Source organism: Pseudomonas sp. MWU12-2345, assembly GCF_023242385.1.
GTDB classification, from domain to species: Bacteria; Pseudomonadota; Gammaproteobacteria; order Pseudomonadales; family Pseudomonadaceae; genus Aquipseudomonas; species Aquipseudomonas gingeri_D.
On record NZ_JALLJA010000011.1, the window covers coordinates 61,814 to 78,615 of the forward strand.

A 16,802-nucleotide genomic window follows, 5' to 3' on the forward strand; every position below is an offset into this window, starting at 1 on the left:
GCTGTGGATAACTCAGGGCTTGTTGATCTTCACCGGACGCTTCCAGCCATCGATATTGCGCTGGCGGGCACGGGCCACGCCCAACTGCCCTTCACCGACATTCTGGTTGATGGTCGACCCCGCCGCCGTACTCGCGCCGGAAGAGATATCCACAGGCGCCACCAACGAGTTGTTGGAACCAATGAAGACGTCCTCGCCCAATACCGTCTTGTGCTTGTTGACCCCGTCATAGTTACAGGTGATGGTGCCGGCGCCGATATTGGTCCGCGCACCAACTTCGGCATCGCCGAGGTAGGTCAGATGCCCGCACTTGGCGTCTTCACCCAGGTGCGCATTTTTCAGTTCGACAAAGTTACCCACATGGGCCCGGGCGTCGAGCACGCTCCCCGGACGCAGGCGCGCGAACGGACCGGCATCGCTGCCCTCGCCCATGATCGCACCGTCGATATGGCTGTTGGCCTTGATGGTCACGCCCTTGCGCAGGGTGCTGTTCCTGATCACGCAGTTCGGGCCGATAACCACGTCGTCCTCGATCACCACCCGCCCTTCGAGAATCACGTTGATATCGATCAGCACATCACGCCCGACCGTCACCTCGCCGCGCACATCGAAGCGCGCCGGATCGCGCAGGGTCACGCCCTGGGCCATCAGCTGCCGACCCGCGCGCAGCTGGTAGTTACGTTCCAACTCGGCCAACTGCTGGCGGTCGTTGGCGCCCTGCACTTCCATCGCATCCTGGGGTTGCTCGGTGGCGACTGCCAGGCCATCACCCACCGCCATGGCAATCACATCGGTCAGGTAGTACTCGCCCTGGGCATTGTTGTTCGACAGGCGGCTCATCCACTCACCCAGGCGCTTGGCCGGCACCGCGAGAATCCCGGTGTTGCCCTCGGTGATGGCCAGTTCCGCCGCGCTGGCGTCCTTCTGCTCGACGATGGCGGCGACCTTGCCGGCGGCATCGCGCACGATCCGGCCATAACCGGTCGGGTTGTCCAGCTCGACCGTCAACAGCCCAAGCTGCTCGGGACCGGCCTGTTCCAGCAGACGGCGCAAGGTCTCGACTTCGATCAAGGGCACGTCGCCGTAGAGGATCAGCACAGTGTCGGCGCTGATAAACGGCACCGCCTGGGCCACGGCATGGCCGGTGCCGAGCTGCTGGTCCTGGAGGACAAAATTCAGGTCATCGGCGGCCAGGCGCTCGCGCACCAGGTCGGCACCATGGCCGATCACCACATGGATACGCTGTGGATCAAGTTGTCGGGCGCTGTGGATAACATGTCCCAACATCGAATTGCCCGCGACCGGGTGCAGCACTTTAGGCAGCGAAGAGCGCATACGGGTGCCCTGACCCGCGGCAAGGATAACGATTTCGAGAGACATGACTGGCTACCAATCCTGGGTGGTCAGCGACTGTGACCACGTGATAAACGCGGAAAAGAAAAAAGGGTAGCCGAGGCTACCCTTTTTAATCAATCACACAACAAGCCCTGGCTTAACCGCCGAACTTCTTGCGGATCTGCTGGACGGTGCGCAGCTGAGCTGACGCCTCGGCCAGACGTGCGGCGGCGGAACCGTAATCGAACTCCGCGCCACGTTCATGCAGGGCCTTCTCGGCAGCCTTGACGGCTTCCTGAGCGGAGGCTTCATCCAGGTCGGCAGCGCGTTGCACGGTATCGGCAAGCACCTTGACCATGTTCGGCTGAACCTCGAGGAAACCACCGGAGATGTAGAACACCTCGGCTTCCCCGCCTTGCTTGATCAGGCGGATCGGACCCGGTTTCAGATTAGTGATCAGCGGCGCGTGACCCAAGGCGATACCAAGATCACCCAGTGCACCGTGCGCAATCACCATCTCGACCAGGCCGGAGAAGATCTCCCCTTCCGCACTGACGATATCGCAATGGACTGTCATAGCCATCTGATTGCCTCAACCTAAATTAGCGCCCGTTGCCAGGCGCCGGGATTACAGTTTCTTGGCTTTCTCGATCGCTTCTTCGATGCCGCCAACCATGTAGAACGCTTGTTCTGGCAGGTGGTCGTAGTCACCGTTGAGGATGCCTTTGAAGCCAGCAATGGTGTCTTTCAGGGAAACGTATTTACCCGAGGCACCGGTGAAGACTTCAGCCACGAAGAACGGCTGCGACAGGAAGCGCTGGATCTTACGAGCGCGGGATACCAACTGCTTGTCGGTCTCCGACAGCTCGTCCATACCCAGGATCGCGATGATGTCCTTCAGCTCTTTGTAACGCTGCAGCACGTACTGAACGCCGCGAGCGGTTTCGTAGTGCTCGTTGCCGATCACGTTCGGGTCCAGCTGGCGCGAAGTCGAGTCCAGAGGATCGACCGCTGGGTAGATACCCAGGGAGGCGATGTCACGGGACAGTACGACGGTGGCGTCCAAGTGGGCGAAGGTGGTCGCCGGCGACGGGTCGGTCAAGTCATCCGCGGGAACGTAGACGGCCTGGATCGAGGTAATCGAACCGTTCTTGGTCGAAGTGATGCGCTCTTGCAGCACGCCCATCTCTTCAGCCAGGGTCGGCTGGTAACCTACTGCCGAAGGCATACGGCCCAGCAGTGCGGATACTTCGGTACCGGCCAGGGTGTAACGGTAGATGTTGTCGACGAACAGCAGAACGTCGTTACCTTCGTCACGGAACTTCTCGGCCATGGTCAGGCCGGTCAGGGCGACGCGCAGACGGTTGCCCGGCGGCTCGTTCATCTGACCGTAAACCAGTGCCACTTTGTCCAGAACGTTGGAGTCCTTCATCTCGTGGTAGAAGTCGTTACCCTCACGGGTACGCTCACCCACACCGGCGAACACGGAATAACCGCTGTGCTCGATGGCGATGTTACGGATCAGTTCCATCATGTTTACGGTCTTGCCGACACCGGCACCACCGAACAGACCGACTTTACCGCCCTTGGCGAACGGGCAAACCAGGTCGATAACCTTGATGCCGGTTTCCAGCAGGTCGTTGCCGCCTGCTTGTTCCGCGAAGGAAGGCGCAGGACGGTGAATGCCCCAGCGCTCTTCGGTATCGATCGGGCCAGCTTCGTCGATCGGGTTGCCGAGGACGTCCATGATCCGGCCCAGGGTCGCTTTACCGACCGGTACGGAGATGGCAGCGCCAGAGTCGACAACGTCCAGACCGCGCTTCAAGCCTTCGGTGGAACCCATCGCAATGGTACGCACCACGCCGTCGCCCAGCTGCTGCTGGACTTCCAGGGTGGTTTCCGCGCCTTGTACTTTCAGCGCGTTGTAGATGCTCGGTACGCTGTCGCGTGGAAATTCCACGTCGATAACGGCGCCGATGATTTGAACGATACGTCCGCTACTCATAGCTGGATCCTCTGAATATTTGAACCGTTAAACCGCGGCAGCGCCGCCGACGATTTCCGAGATCTCTTGGGTGATCGCAGCCTGACGCGCCTTGTTGTAGATCAGCTGCAAATCGCTGATCAAATCACCGGCGTTGTCGGTAGCGTTCTTCATCGCGATCATCCGCGCCGCTTGTTCAGCCGCGTTGTTCTCGACCACCGCCTGGTAGACCTGCGACTCCACGTAACGCACCATCAGGCCGTCAAGCAGCTCTTTGGCGTCCGGTTCGTAGAGATAGTCCCAGTGGTGCTTGAGTTCTTGATCCGGGGTCGCCACCAGAGGAATCAACTGCTCCACTGTAGGCTGCTGGGTCATGGTGTTGATGAACTTGTTGGACACCACGGACAGGCGGTCAATACGGCCGTCCAGGTAGGCATCCAGCATCACCTTGACGCTGCCGATCAGATCGTTGATCGACGGCTCTTCACCCAGGTGGCTGATAGCGGCGACGACGTTACCGCCGAAGTTGCGGAAGAATGCCGCACCCTTGCTACCGACCACACACAGATCAATCTCGACGCCGTTTTCGCGGTTTACCGCCATGTCCTTGACCAGGGCCTTGAACAGGTTGGTGTTCAAGCCGCCGCACAGACCACGGTCACTGCTCACCACGACATAGCCGACGCGCTTGACGGCGCGGTCGACCATGAACGGGTGGCGGTATTCCGGGTTGGCGTTGGCCAGATGCCCAATTACCTGGCGGATACGCTCCGCATAAGGACGGCTAGCAGCCATGCGCATTTGTGCCTTGCGCATTTTGCTGACCGCCACTTTTTCCATGGCGCTGGTAATCTTTTGCGTGCTTTTGATGCTCGCAATCTTACTGCGAATCTCTTTTGCGCCTGCCATGTAACACCTATCAGGTTAGCAAGCGGGAGCCTTGCGGCTCCCGCTGCGGCTTACCAGGTTTGGGTGGCCTTGAACTTCTCGATACCAGCCTTCAGGCCAGCGTCGATCTCGTCATTGAAGTCACCCTTCACGTTGATCTTGGCCAACAAGTCGGCATGATCGCGGTTGAAGTAAGCAATCAGCGCTTGTTCGAAGCTACCGACCTTGGCGATTTCGACGTCAGTCAGGAACCCACGCTCAGCGGCATACAGCGACAGCGACATGTCGGCAATCGACATTGGCGCGTATTGCTTCTGCTTCATCAGCTCGGTAACGCGCTGACCGTGTTCAAGTTGCTTGCGGGTCGCTTCGTCCAGGTCAGAAGCGAACTGGGCGAATGCCGCCAGTTCACGGTACTGAGCCAGGGCGGTACGGATACCACCGGACAGCTTCTTGATGATCTTGGTCTGAGCGGCGCCACCTACGCGGGATACCGAAACACCGGCGTTCACAGCAGGACGGATCCCGGAGTTGAACATGGCCGATTCCAGGAAGATCTGACCGTCGGTGATGGAAATCACGTTGGTCGGAACGAACGCGGAAACGTCGCCAGCCTGGGTTTCGATGATCGGCAGCGCGGTCAGGGAACCGGTCTTGCCAGTCACTGCGCCCTTGGTGAACTTCTCTACGTACTCTTCCGAAACGCGGGATGCGCGCTCCAGCAGACGGGAGTGGAGATAGAACACGTCGCCTGGGTAGGCTTCACGGCCTGGTGGACGGCGCAGCAGCAGGGAAATCTGGCGGTAGGCCACTGCTTGCTTGGACAGATCGTCATAAACGATCAGCGCGTCTTCACCGCGGTCGCGGAAGTATTCGCCCATGGTGCAACCGGAGTACGGTGCCAGGAACTGCAGCGCAGGAGATTCCGAAGCACTGGCCGCCACGATGATCGTGTTGGCCAGGGCGCCGTTTTCTTCCAGCTTGCGAACCACGTTGGCGATGGTCGATTGTTTCTGACCGATAGCCACGTAGACGCAGAAAATGCCGCTGTCTTTCTGGTTGATGATCGCGTCGATCGCCAGAGCGGTTTTACCGATCTGACGGTCACCGATGATCAGCTCGCGCTGGCCACGGCCGACCGGGATCATGGCATCGACAGCCTTGTAGCCAGTCTGTACAGGCTGGTCTACCGACTTACGCCAGATCACGCCTGGAGCAACTTTCTCGACCGCGTCGGTCTCGGTGTTGTTCAGCGGACCTTTGCCATCAACTGGGTTACCCAGTGCGTCGACAACGCGACCCAGCAGTTCCTTACCGACCGGAACTTCGAGGATGCGGCCGGTGCACTTGGCGCTCATGCCTTCAGCCAGACTGGTGTAAGCGCCCAGTACCACGGCACCTACGGAGTCTTGCTCGAGGTTGAGGGCCATACCGTAGACGCCGCCCGGAAACTCGATCATCTCGCCGTACATGACGTCGGCCAGACCGTGAATCCGCACGATACCGTCAGACACGCTGACGACAGTGCCTTCGTTACGGGCTTGGGAGGTCACATCGAGCTTGTCGATGCGGCCCTTGATAATTTCACTTATTTCGGAAGGATTGAGTTGCTGCATTGCTCTGCTGCCCCTTCAAACTCAAGATTTCAATGCTTCGGCCAGGTTCGCGAGTTTGCCGCGAACCGAGCCATCGATAACCAGGTCGCCGGCGCGGATCACGACGCCACCAATCAGGGCGGCGTCCTCCGCAACTTGCAGGCGCACTTCCCGATTGAGTCGTGCACTGAGAACCTTGGCGAGTTTGTCTTGCTGTTCTTGGTTCAATGCAAAAGCACTGGTGACTTCCACGTCTACCGATTTCTCTTGTTCGGCCTTGTACAGGTCGAACAGAGCGGCGATCTCCGGCAACAGCAGGAGACGGTCGTTTTCAGCAACGACATGGATGAAATTCTGTGCCTTGACATCGAACTTGTCGCCACACACGTCAATGAACGTGGTGGCCTTTTCTGCGCTCGTCAGTCGCGGGGCCTTGAGCACGCGCTGCATGGTGTCGTCTTCCGACACCGCTGCTGCCAGGCCGAGCATGGCTGACCAATTGGCCAGTTGCTGGTGGGCCTGAGCGTGCTCGAAGGCCGCCTTAGCGTAAGGTCGGGCCAACGTGGTCAGTTCTGCCATGATCGCCCTCGCTTAGATTTCAGTAGCCAGTTGTTTAACCAGCTCTGCGTGCGCGTTTTGATCGATTGTCTGGCCCAGAATCTTCCCAGCACCTTCGACGACCAGGCTACCCAATTGGGTGCGCAGCGCGTCTTTGACACTGTTGAGTTCCTGTTCGATCTCGGCCTGAGCCTGAGCCTTCACACGGTCAGCTTCGACGCGAGCCTGTTCACGGGCCTCGTCGACGATCTGGTTACCGCGTTTCTTGGCTTGCTCAATGATTTCGGCTGCCTGAGCTTTCGCATCGCGCAGTTGATGACCCGCTTTCTCTTGGGCCAACTCCAGGTCGCGAGCTGCTCGGCTGGCAGCGTCCAGTCCATCCGCGATCTTCTTCTGACGTTCGTGCAGTGCCGCAATGACCGGAGGCCACACGAACTTCATGCAAAACAGTACAAAAATGAGGAACGCAACGGACTGGCCAATCAGGGTCGCATTAATGTTCACGCCAACACCTCGCTCGTTCGTTGTCCATCACACCAATCAACTCGAAACATCCGAGTGATCAGCCAGCGAGTTGACCGACGAAGGGGTTCGCGAAGGTGAAGAACAGAGCAATACCGACACCGATCATGGTCACGGCGTCGAGCAGACCGGCAACGATGAACATTTTGACTTGCAGCATTGGGACCATTTCTGGCTGACGCGCGGCGCCTTCCAGGAACTTGCCGCCCAGCAGGCCGAAACCAATTGCGGTACCCAGTGCGCCCAGGCCGATCAACAGTGCAACAGCGATAGCGGTTAGACCAACTACAGTTTCCATCTTTCCTCCCGACTTTTACGTCGTATGGTTTAGGTTTTTTTAATTTAAAGCGGTAAAACAAATCGTTTCGCGGCCCCTTGCGGGGCCACCCCGCGCCGAGGCGCCGGGGACATCAGAGCCGCCGAGACGGCTCTTAATGGTTTTCTTCGTGTGCCATCGACAGGTAGACGATGGTCAGCATCATGAAGATGAACGCCTGCAGGGTGATGATCAGGATGTGGAACACTGCCCACGCCCATTGCAGCACCACGCCCAGGCCGCTGAGCCAGAGCAGGCCGCTGCCGAACATCACGGCGATCAGGATGAACACCAGCTCGCCGGCATACATGTTGCCGAACAGTCGCAGGGCCAGGGAGATCGGCTTGGCGATCAGGGTGACGAATTCCAGCAGGAAGTTCACCGGGATCAGCAGGGCTTGAACGAAGATGTTCTTGCTGCCGAACGGGTGCAGGGTCAGTTCGCCGATGAAACCGCCGAGGCCCTTGATCTTGATGCTGTAGAAAATGATCAGTGCGAAGACCGAGAAGGCCATGCCCAGGGTCGCGTTCGGGTCGGTGGTCGACACGGCGCGGAACGGGATGTGCTCGTCACCGGTGATCAGCATCGCCAGGTGTGGAATCCAGTCGACCGGGATCAGGTCGACGGCGTTCATCAGGAACACCCAGACGAAGATGGTCAGGGCCAGCGGTGCAATCACCGGGCTACGGCCGTGGAAGCTGTCCTTCACGCTGCCGTCGACGAACTCGACCAGGACTTCGACGAAGTTCTGCAGGGCGCCGGGTTGACCAGAGGTGGCTTTCTTCGCCGCCATGCGGAAAAGAAGGATGAAGATCAGGCCCAGTGCGACAGACCAGCCCAGAGTATCCAGGTGGAATGCCCAGAAGCCCATGGCCTTGGCCTCTGCTGCGGAATGGGCAAAGCCCCAGCCGCCAGTAGGGAGCTGACCGAAGGTCAGGTTCTGCAGGTGGTGCTGGATATAGCCCGAAGCGGTTGTTTCTGCTGACATGGTTGCCTCAAACGCCCTAAGGTCTCGAAAGTCTTGTTTTCATTAGCACGGGTGCGAACCAGCTGACCGACTGGGTCAGCACGAAGACACCGAAGACTGCTATCGGCGCCAATGGCTTCACACCTGCGAACGTCAGTGCAAACAGCACTGCCGTCAAAATCAATTTACCCGCCTCGCCGGCATAAAAAGACCGGACGATGGACTGGGCTGCTCGGGCGCCGGAAAACCGAAAGGCCCTGTGAGCAAAATACACATTGGGGAGCAAGGCTATCAGGCCTCCGCAGAGTCCTGAGTATCCGGCAACGACACCGCGCCATTGCCAAAGCGCCACAGCGGCCACCAGCAAAACGACAAACTGGGCCAACAAAACCGGAAATACCGCCAAGCGATGGAACGGCAACCTGTTTGGCCTGCGGGTTTCCATCACTCACGCTCCTCAAGGGTCGGCTGCCAACCATCAATAACTTGGCATAAATTGTGCCGACAAAATGCGCGCAGAGTATAGGGGCGGTTCAGCCCCTATTCAACTGTCGGGTAGTGATTTCCGACTGCTCGCTACATGAGGAAATGTTTCAGCAGATTTAGCGGATATGGGCGAGTACCCCTTGTAGTTCATCCAGGGAGTTATAGCGAATCACCAATTGGCCTTTTCCTTTCTGGCCGTGGCGAATCTGCACCGAAGAGCCCAGCCGCTCTGCCAGGCGCTGTTCCAGGCGACTGATGTCCGGGTCGACCTTGGCGGGCTCGACAGGCTCCTGTTTGCCGCTCAGCCACTGGCGAACCAGTGCCTCGGTTTGGCGCACCGTGAGCCCCCGTGCGACAACATGTCGCGCCCCTTCGACCTGCCGGTCATCCGGCAAACCGAGCAAGGCCCGGGCATGACCCATTTCCAGGTCGCCGTGGGACAACATGGTCTTGATCACTTCCGGCAACGCGATCAGGCGCAGCAAGTTGGCCACGGTTACGCGGGACTTGCCCACGGCTTCGGCAACCTGTTGCTGGGTCAGCTGGAATTCCTGCTGCAAGCGCTGCAGGGCCACGGCTTCCTCGATCGGGTTGAGGTCTTCGCGCTGGATGTTCTCGATCAGCGCCATGGCGATGGCGGTTTCGTCCGGCACATCGCGGACCATGGCCGGAATAGTTTCCTGCCCGGCCTGCTGGCTGGCGCGCCAGCGGCGTTCGCCGGCAATGATTTCAAAGCGACCGCCGCCGACGGGGCGTACCACGATCGGCTGCATCACGCCCTGGGCCTTGATCGACTGCGCCAGTTCTTCCAGTGCCTGGGGGTCCATGTCGCGGCGCGGCTGGTACTTGCCGCGCTGGATCAGGTCCAGCGGCAGGTGCTGCAACTCCCGTTGATCGGCCTGGACGGCCTGTTCTTCCAGCGAACTGATAGTCGGACCACTCAGCAGTGCATCCAGTCCACGTCCGAGACCTCGTTTCTTGACGGCCATGGGGATTCCTTAAGTTGCCGGAGCTGCGGTGCGTGAAGGGCGGCGTTGACGACGAACCATCTCGCCCGCCAGGGCCAGGTAGGCCACGGCGCCACGGGATTGTTTGTCGTATGCCAGCGCTGGCATGCCGTAGCTGGGAGCTTCGGCCAGACGGATGTTGCGCGGGATCACGGTGTCGTACAGCTGATCACCGAAATGTTCCTTGAGCTGTGCGGAAACGTCGTTCATCAAACTCAGACGCGGGTCGTACATGGTCCGCAGCAAGCCTTCGACTTTCAGCTCCGGATTGAGCAACTCGGCGATGCGCTTGATGTTATCCACAAGGTCGCTGAGTCCTTCCAGGGCAAAGTATTCGCACTGCATGGGGATAATTACCCCATCGGCGGCCACCAGCGCATTGAGGGTCAGCATCGACAGCGACGGCGGGCAGTCGATGAGGATGAAGTCGTAATTCTCGCGAATCGGCGCCAGGGCGTTGCGCAGACGGCTTTCCTTCATCTGCATTTCCAGCAGCACCACTTCGGCCGCCGTCAGGTCGCGGTTGGCCGGCAGCAGTTGATAACCGCCGTGCTCGGAGAAGTGCATGGCCTGGGCCAGGTCGCATTCGCCAATCAGCACATCGTAGATGGAGTTTTCCAGGCCGTGCTTATCCACACCGCTACCCATGGTGGCGTTGCCCTGTGGATCGAGGTCGATCAGCAGCACCCGACGCTTGGTGGCGACCAGGGATGCTGCGAGGTTGATGCAGGTGGTGGTCTTGCCCACGCCACCTTTCTGGTTCGCTATCGCGAATACCTTAGCCATTCTTGCTTGTGTTCCCAATCATGCCGTGCGGCGCAGTATCAGCAGATGGCGTTGGCCTTGGCAACCGGGTACGGCCAAGGCGTGTTCGCTATCGAGGTGGAAGTCTGCCGGCAATGCTACCAGCTCATCGGCGGGATGGACGCCCTTCATTGCCAACCAGCGTGTATCAGCGTCGCCGAGGTGGCGAGTCCAGCCGGTGAAGTTCTCCATGCTGCTGAAGGCCCGGGAAATGATCCCGTTGAACGGCTGCGGCGGCTGGAAGGCTTCGACCCGGCTGTGGATAACTTGCAGGTTATCCAGTTTGAGTTCGAGTTTGACCTGGGTCAGGAAACGGGTTTTCTTGCCGTTGCTGTCCAGGCAGGTCACTTGTGAATCGGGAAACAGGATCGCCAGGGGTATCCCCGGCATCCCGCCGCCGCTGCCGACATCGAGCCAGCGGCCGTTTTCGACGAAGGACATCACGCTCAGGCTGTCGAGCAGATGGCGCGAGACCATTTCGTCAGGATCGCGAACGGCGGTGAGGTTGTAGGCCTGGTTCCATTTGATCAACAGGGCCAGATAACCCAGCAGCAAGGCGTGCTGGGTTTCACTCAACTCGATGCCGAGCTGGCGGGCACCTGTGGATAACTCTTCTGCGTGTTGCGAAGTAACCAACGAACTCAAGCGCTTTGCTCCAACTGACGGCCGGCGCCGCGTTTTTTCAGGTGAATCATCAACAGGGAAATCGCCGCCGGCGTCACACCGGGGATTCGCGAAGCCTGGCCCAGGGTCTCCGGACGGGTTGCGCTGAGCTTGCTCTGGATCTCCTTGGACAGCCCGGAAATACCGGTGTACTCGATATCCACAGGCAGCTTGGTGTCTTCACTGGCGCGCAGACGAGCGATTTCGTCCTGCTGGCGATCGATATAACCGGCGTATTTGGTCTTGATCTCGACCTGCTCGGCGACTTGCGGATCCTCGGCGCCCTGCCCGGTCACGGCGACCAGACCAGCGTAGTCGATTTCCGGACGGCTCAGCAGGTTCAGCAAATTGTATTCGTGGGTCAGCGGCGTGCCGAACTTCTCGGCAATGGCATCGCCCTGCTCGGTGCCCGGGCGGACCCAGGTGCTTTTCAGGCGCTGTTCTTCCAGCTCGATGCTTTCGCGTTTCTTGCAGAAAGCGGCCCAACGCACGTCGTCGACCAGACCCAGCTCGCGACCTTTCTCGGTCAGGCGCAGGTCGGCGTTGTCTTCGCGCAGGATCAGCCGGTATTCGGCGCGGGAGGTAAACATCCGATACGGTTCCTGGGTACCCAGTGTAATCAGGTCGTCGACCAACACTCCGATGTACGCCTCGTCGCGACGCGGGCACCAGCTGTCCTTGCCCTGGGCGCGTAGTGCGGCGTTGGCCCCAGCGAGCAAACCTTGGGCGCCGGCTTCTTCGTAACCGGTGGTGCCGTTGATCTGCCCGGCGAAGAACAGACCGCCGATCACCTTGGTTTCCAGGCTGTACTTCAGGTCACGGGGATCGAAGTAGTCGTATTCGATGGCATAACCGGGACGCACGATATGGGCGTTTTCCATGCCGCGGATCGATTGGACGATCTGCAACTGCACGTCGAACGGCAGGGATGTGGATATCCCGTTCGGGTACAGCTCATGGGTGGTCAGGCCTTCGGGTTCGATAAAGACCTGATGGCTTTCCTTGTCGGCAAAGCGATGGATCTTGTCTTCGATGGACGGGCAATAACGCGGACCGATGCCTTCGATCACCCCGGAATACATCGGCGAACGATCGAGGTTCGCAGCAATGATTTCGTGGGTGCGGGCGTTGGTGTGGGTAATCCAGCAACTGACCTGCCGTGGGTGCTGCTCTTTCGAGCCCATGAACGACATCACCGGGATCGGTGTATCCCCAGGTTGTTCGGACATCACCGAGAAATCCACAGAACGGCCGTCGATACGCGGTGGTGTACCGGTTTTCAGGCGGCCGACACGCAGTGGCAACTCCCGCAGACGCTGGGCCAGGGCAATCGACGGTGGATCACCGGCACGGCCGCCGGAATAGTTCTGCATTCCGATGTGGATAAGTCCACCGAGGAAGGTGCCGGTGGTCAGGACCACGGATTCGGCGAAGAAACGCAGTCCCATCTGGGTGACAACACCACGAACCTGGTCCTGCTCGACGATCAGGTCGTCAGCGGCCTGTTGAAATATCCACAGGTTCGGCTGGTTTTCCAGGATCTCGCGTACAGCCGCTTTGTACAGAACGCGGTCGGCCTGGGCGCGGGTAGCGCGCACGGCTGGGCCTTTACGGCTGTTCAAGACACGAAACTGGATGCCGCCCTTATCGGTGGCGATGGCCATCGCGCCGCCGAGGGCATCGATTTCCTTGACCAGATGGCTTTTGCCGATCCCGCCGATCGCGGGGTTGCAGCTCATGGCACCGAGGGTTTCCACGTTATGCGTCAGCAGCAGGGTTTTTGCCCCCATGCGTGCGGACGCCAGTGCTGCCTCGGTACCGGCATGACCGCCGCCGATGACGATCACTTCAAAACGGGAAGGGAAATCCACCACGCACCTCGTGCCTGCTTCAAGTAGGTAATTAGGAATAGGGTCGGCCCACTTTTTTGAGCCAGGTCGTCAAGTATAGGGACTTCCCCCCTCCTAAAGAACCCTTTGCACAAAATTTAACCAGCTGTGGATGACTGGCGGATAATAGAAATTAAAAAGAAAGAAATTTATAAGATCTTTGTTTTTATGTTTATTCTTAGTGGACACCCTTTCTGTGGATAAGGTGCTACAGGCCTTATTTATCAATGTGTACAGAGATTCAAAAGTCTGTGGTCATCTGGCCACGAGGGTTTGGGATAACCGGCCTGAGCCTGTGGATTAAACCGGTGGTTATCCACAGACGGGTTCATCCTCAGTTTTCAGGCCTTGTTATCAACCGAGCTGAGGCAGGGTTATTCACAGGGCTTAATCCACAGAAAAAACGTCTGATGGGGTAAATCCCAGGCAGCCGAAAGCCGCCGGAACGATCTGGAATCATCCGGCCGGCAAAGAAATGTAGGAGCGAGATCGATCTTAGGGCGCCGCAATACCTGACGTAGCGGCATTCGATCTTGGGAACACAACGAAACCTGTAGGAGCATGGCTTGCCAGCGAAGCTTTTAGCGATCTCGGGAACGCTTTCGCGGGCAAGCCCTGCTCCTACAAGGGATACGGTTGCTGCAGGTAAGACTATTTACCGATGCAGAAGCTGGAAAAGATCCGCCCCAACAGGTCATCCGAGCTGAATGCGCCAGTAATCTCGCCGAGGAACTGCTGAGCATGACGCAGATCCTCCGCCAACAGCTCGCCGGCACCCGCCAAGGTCAACTGTGCGTGACCGTGCTCCAGGGCCGCACTGGCATGCCGCAGGGCTTCCAGATGGCGGCGGCGGGCGCTGAAGCTGCTTTCGGAGGTCTGTTCATAACCCATGCAGGCCTTGAGGTGCTCGCGCAACAGCTCCAGCCCCTCGCCACCGACCTTGGCGCTCAGGCTGATGGTGACATGGCCATCTTCGCTGACTTCCATCGCCATGGCTTCGCCACTCAGGTCAGCCTTGTTACGAATCAGGGTCACCTTGGCCGGATCAGGCCGCTGTTCGAGGAATTCCGGCCACAAGGCAAAAGGATCCACAGCCTCCGGCGCCGTTGCATCTACCACCAGCAACACCCGATCGGCCTCGCCAATGGCCTTGAGCGCACGTTCCACGCCAATTTTTTCCACCTGGTCGTCGGTATCCCGCAAACCGGCGGTATCCACCACGTGCAGGGGCATGCCGTCGATGTGGATATGTTCACGCAGGACATCGCGGGTGGTGCCGGCAATCTCGGTGACGATCGCCGCCTCGCGTCCGGCCAGGGCATTGAGCAGGCTGGACTTGCCGGCATTCGGCCGGCCGGCAATCACCACCGTCATGCCGTCGCGCAACAAGGCACCCTGCCCGGCTTCACGCATCACTGTGGATAACTCGTTGCGCACCGCATCGAGCAAGGCCAGCACATGACCGTCGGCGAGGAAGTCGATCTCCTCCTCGGGAAAGTCGATGGCCGCTTCCACATAGATCCGCAGGCCGATCAGTTGTTCGGTGAGGTTATGCACACGCATGGAAAACGCACCTTGCAATGAACGCAGGGCATTGCGGGCTGCCTGTGCGGAACTGGCCTCGATCAGATCGGCAATCGCCTCCGCCTGGGCCAGGTCGAGTTTGTCATTGAGAAAGGCCCGCTCGCTGAATTCACCTGGCCGGGCCAACCGGCAGCCCAGCTGCAGGCAACGTTGCAGCAGCATATCCAGGACCACCGGACCACCGTGGCCCTGCAGCTCGAGCACATCTTCACCGGTAAAGGAGTTCGGACCCGGGAAATACAGCGCGATGCCCTCATCGAGCACATCACCGCTTCCATCCAGAAACGGACCGTAGTGGGCGTAGCGCGGTTTCAACTCGCGGCCGGCGATGGACAGCGCCGCGGTGTGCGCCAAAGGCCCGGAAATTCGGACAATACCGACCCCGCCACGGCCCTGGGCAGTGGCAACGGCAGCGATGGTTTCCCGAGGAATGCTCATGACGCAGGTCTCGACACTAAGAAATGACAGATAGCAAAACGCCCCACTAGGGGGCGTTTTGAGTGGTTATCCACAGAGTAGGTTACGCAGTGGCTTTCTTGGTAGCCGCTTCGATCTTACGTGTGATGTACCACTGTTGGGTGATGGACAGGCAGTTGTTCACAACCCAGTACAGCACCAGACCTGCAGGGAACCACAGGAAGAAGAAGGTGAAGATGATCGGCATCAGCTTCATCACCTTGGCCTGCATCGGATCCGGCGGAGTCGGATTCAGACGCTGCTGGATAAACATGGTTGCGCCCATGATGATCGGCAGGATGAAGAACGGATCCTTGATCGACAGGTCGGTAATCCACAGGATGAACGGTGCCTGGCGCATTTCAACGCTTTCCAGCAACACCCAGTACAGGGAGAGGAAAACCGGCATCTGCACCAGGATCGGCAAGCAGCCGCCCAGTGGATTGATCTTCTCTTTCTTGTACAGCTCCATCATGGCTTGCGACATTTTCTGCCGGTCGTCGCCATGTTGCTCTTTCAGTGCCGCCAGTTTCGGTGCCACGGCACGCATGCGCGCCATCGATTTGTAGCTGGCCGCCGACAATGGGAAGAACAGACCCTTGATCAGCATGGTCAGGACAATGATCGAGAAGCCCCAGTTACCCAGCAGGCTGTGGATATGTTGCAGCAACCAGAAGATCGGTTGGGCGATAAACCACAGGATGCCGTAGTCGACCGTCAATTCCAGACCTGGGGACAACTGTTTCAGCACGGCCTGGCTTTTCGGGCCGGCGTACAGAATGGCGCTGGTTTCGGTTTTCTGGCCTGGGGCCAGGGTCAACGAAGGACCGGTGTAGCCAATGATGTAGTTGCCCTGGCTATCCTTGCGGGTAGTCACGACATTGCTGTCGCCCTTGGCTGGAATCCAGGCAGTCACGAAGTAGTGTTGCAGCCAGGCAACCCAACCACCTTGAACGGTTTCCTTCAACTGGCCCTTGTCGATATCTTTCATCGACACTTTTTTGTACGGCTCGGAACTTGTCCACAGGGCGGCGCCCAGGTAAGTCGCGGTACCGGTGGCAGTGCTGGAGGATGGATCGGCGCTGTTGTCACGTTTCAGCTGGGCGAACATCGCACCCGACCAGGGCTGGGCGCTTTCGTTGTCGATCAGATAAGACACGGTTACGTCATACAGGCCGCGTTTCAGGGTGAAACGCTTGATGTAATTGACACCGTTCTCGCTGAATTTCAGGTCGACGGACAGTTGGTCCTGACCGTCAGCCAGTTGATAACTTTTCTGTGCCGAAGCGTACAGCGGGCGACCGGCCGAACTTGCATCCGGGCCGTTGGCGCCAATCAGGCCGCTCTGTGCCAGGTAGGTACGCTCGCCACCGTTGTCGAACAACTGGAAAGGAATTTCCGGATGGTCCTGACGACGTGGATAAAGCGGCAGCTTCAGCTGGGCAACATCCCCACCTTTTGGATCGATAGCCAGGTCGAGCACATCCGTTTTGATATGGATGAGGTCGTTGCTGGCAGCCACCGGTGCTTCAACAGGTGCACTGGTGTCATTGGCTGCACGTGGAATGTCATCACTGGCGCTTGTTTTGTTGCCAGATACCGAATCCGGCAAGCCGGGAACGGTGGTGCTGGAAGCGACATTCTGGGTCGGCAGGGCAGCTTGACCGTAGTCCTGGTTCCATTTGAGGACCCCGACATAGGTCACGATTGCCAGGGCGACGATCAGGATCGTGCGTTTGATATCCATG

General features: G+C 58.9%; 16 protein-coding genes. All 16 read right to left on the reverse strand.

The features are described from left to right. Positions 1–12 precede the first annotated feature (12 nt). A complete protein-coding gene (gene glmU, locus M5C71_RS20990; protein WP_248768649.1) occupies positions 13–1,380 on the reverse strand; it encodes a bifunctional UDP-N-acetylglucosamine diphosphorylase/glucosamine-1-phosphate N-acetyltransferase GlmU in 1,368 nt (455 codons plus the stop codon). Between the two features lie 112 nt (positions 1,381–1,492). Further along, on the reverse strand, positions 1,493–1,918 hold the full coding sequence (locus tag M5C71_RS20995; RefSeq protein WP_040071848.1) for a F0F1 ATP synthase subunit epsilon: 426 nt from the start codon (positions 1,916–1,918) through the stop codon (positions 1,493–1,495). Between the two features lie 45 nt (positions 1,919–1,963). Continuing rightward, complete coding sequence (atpD, locus tag M5C71_RS21000) at positions 1,964–3,340, reverse strand: F0F1 ATP synthase subunit beta (RefSeq protein WP_100939907.1); 1,377 nt, start codon at positions 3,338–3,340, stop codon at positions 1,964–1,966. 27 nt (positions 3,341–3,367) lie between these two features. Further along, positions 3,368–4,228 carry a F0F1 ATP synthase subunit gamma gene (gene atpG, locus M5C71_RS21005; RefSeq protein WP_152736580.1) on the reverse strand — a complete coding sequence of 287 codons (861 nt, stop codon included), beginning with the start codon at positions 4,226–4,228 and terminating at the stop codon, positions 3,368–3,370. A gap of 50 nt (positions 4,229–4,278) precedes the next feature. Beyond that, positions 4,279–5,823, reverse strand: coding sequence for a F0F1 ATP synthase subunit alpha (gene atpA / locus M5C71_RS21010; RefSeq protein WP_100939909.1), 1,545 nt, complete (start codon positions 5,821–5,823; stop codon positions 4,279–4,281). 21 nt (positions 5,824–5,844) lie between these two features. Continuing rightward, positions 5,845–6,381 carry a F0F1 ATP synthase subunit delta gene (locus M5C71_RS21015; RefSeq protein ID WP_103497159.1) on the reverse strand — a complete coding sequence of 179 codons (537 nt, stop codon included), beginning with the start codon at positions 6,379–6,381 and terminating at the stop codon, positions 5,845–5,847. 12 nt (positions 6,382–6,393) lie between these two features. Then, positions 6,394–6,864 (reverse strand): F0F1 ATP synthase subunit B, encoded by a 471-nt coding sequence (locus M5C71_RS21020; RefSeq protein ID WP_103497160.1) that lies wholly within the window; start codon positions 6,862–6,864, stop codon positions 6,394–6,396. Between the two features lie 58 nt (positions 6,865–6,922). Next, complete coding sequence (atpE, locus tag M5C71_RS21025) at positions 6,923–7,180, reverse strand: F0F1 ATP synthase subunit C (protein ID WP_002555987.1); 258 nt, start codon at positions 7,178–7,180, stop codon at positions 6,923–6,925. A gap of 133 nt (positions 7,181–7,313) precedes the next feature. After that, positions 7,314–8,186 (reverse strand): F0F1 ATP synthase subunit A, encoded by an 873-nt coding sequence (atpB, locus tag M5C71_RS21030; RefSeq protein ID WP_103497161.1) that lies wholly within the window; start codon positions 8,184–8,186, stop codon positions 7,314–7,316. A gap of 16 nt (positions 8,187–8,202) precedes the next feature. Continuing rightward, a complete protein-coding gene (locus M5C71_RS21035) occupies positions 8,203–8,610 on the reverse strand; it encodes a F0F1 ATP synthase subunit I (RefSeq protein ID WP_103497162.1) in 408 nt (135 codons plus the stop codon). A gap of 157 nt (positions 8,611–8,767) precedes the next feature. After that, a complete protein-coding gene (locus tag M5C71_RS21040; protein WP_248768650.1) occupies positions 8,768–9,640 on the reverse strand; it encodes a ParB/RepB/Spo0J family partition protein in 873 nt (290 codons plus the stop codon). A 9-nt stretch (positions 9,641–9,649) separates the two neighbouring features. Further along, positions 9,650–10,444: a ParA family protein gene (locus tag M5C71_RS21045; protein WP_103497164.1), complete on the reverse strand. Its 795-nt coding sequence runs from the start codon at positions 10,442–10,444 to the stop codon at positions 9,650–9,652. Positions 10,445–10,462: 18 nt separating this feature from the next. Further along, entirely contained in the window at positions 10,463–11,107 is a 645-nt protein-coding gene (gene rsmG / locus M5C71_RS21050) for a 16S rRNA (guanine(527)-N(7))-methyltransferase RsmG (protein ID WP_103497165.1), read from the reverse strand. Next, a complete protein-coding gene (gene mnmG / locus M5C71_RS21055; RefSeq protein WP_100939917.1) occupies positions 11,104–12,996 on the reverse strand; it encodes a tRNA uridine-5-carboxymethylaminomethyl(34) synthesis enzyme MnmG in 1,893 nt (630 codons plus the stop codon). The genes rsmG and mnmG overlap by 4 nt, the downstream gene beginning before the upstream one ends. A 669-nt stretch (positions 12,997–13,665) precedes the next feature. Continuing rightward, a complete protein-coding gene (gene mnmE / locus M5C71_RS21060) occupies positions 13,666–15,036 on the reverse strand; it encodes a tRNA uridine-5-carboxymethylaminomethyl(34) synthesis GTPase MnmE (protein WP_248768651.1) in 1,371 nt (456 codons plus the stop codon). 82 nt (positions 15,037–15,118) lie between these two features. Further along, on the reverse strand, positions 15,119–16,801 hold the full coding sequence (gene yidC, locus M5C71_RS21065; protein WP_103497167.1) for a membrane protein insertase YidC: 1,683 nt from the start codon (positions 16,799–16,801) through the stop codon (positions 15,119–15,121). Position 16,802 lies beyond the last annotated feature (1 nt).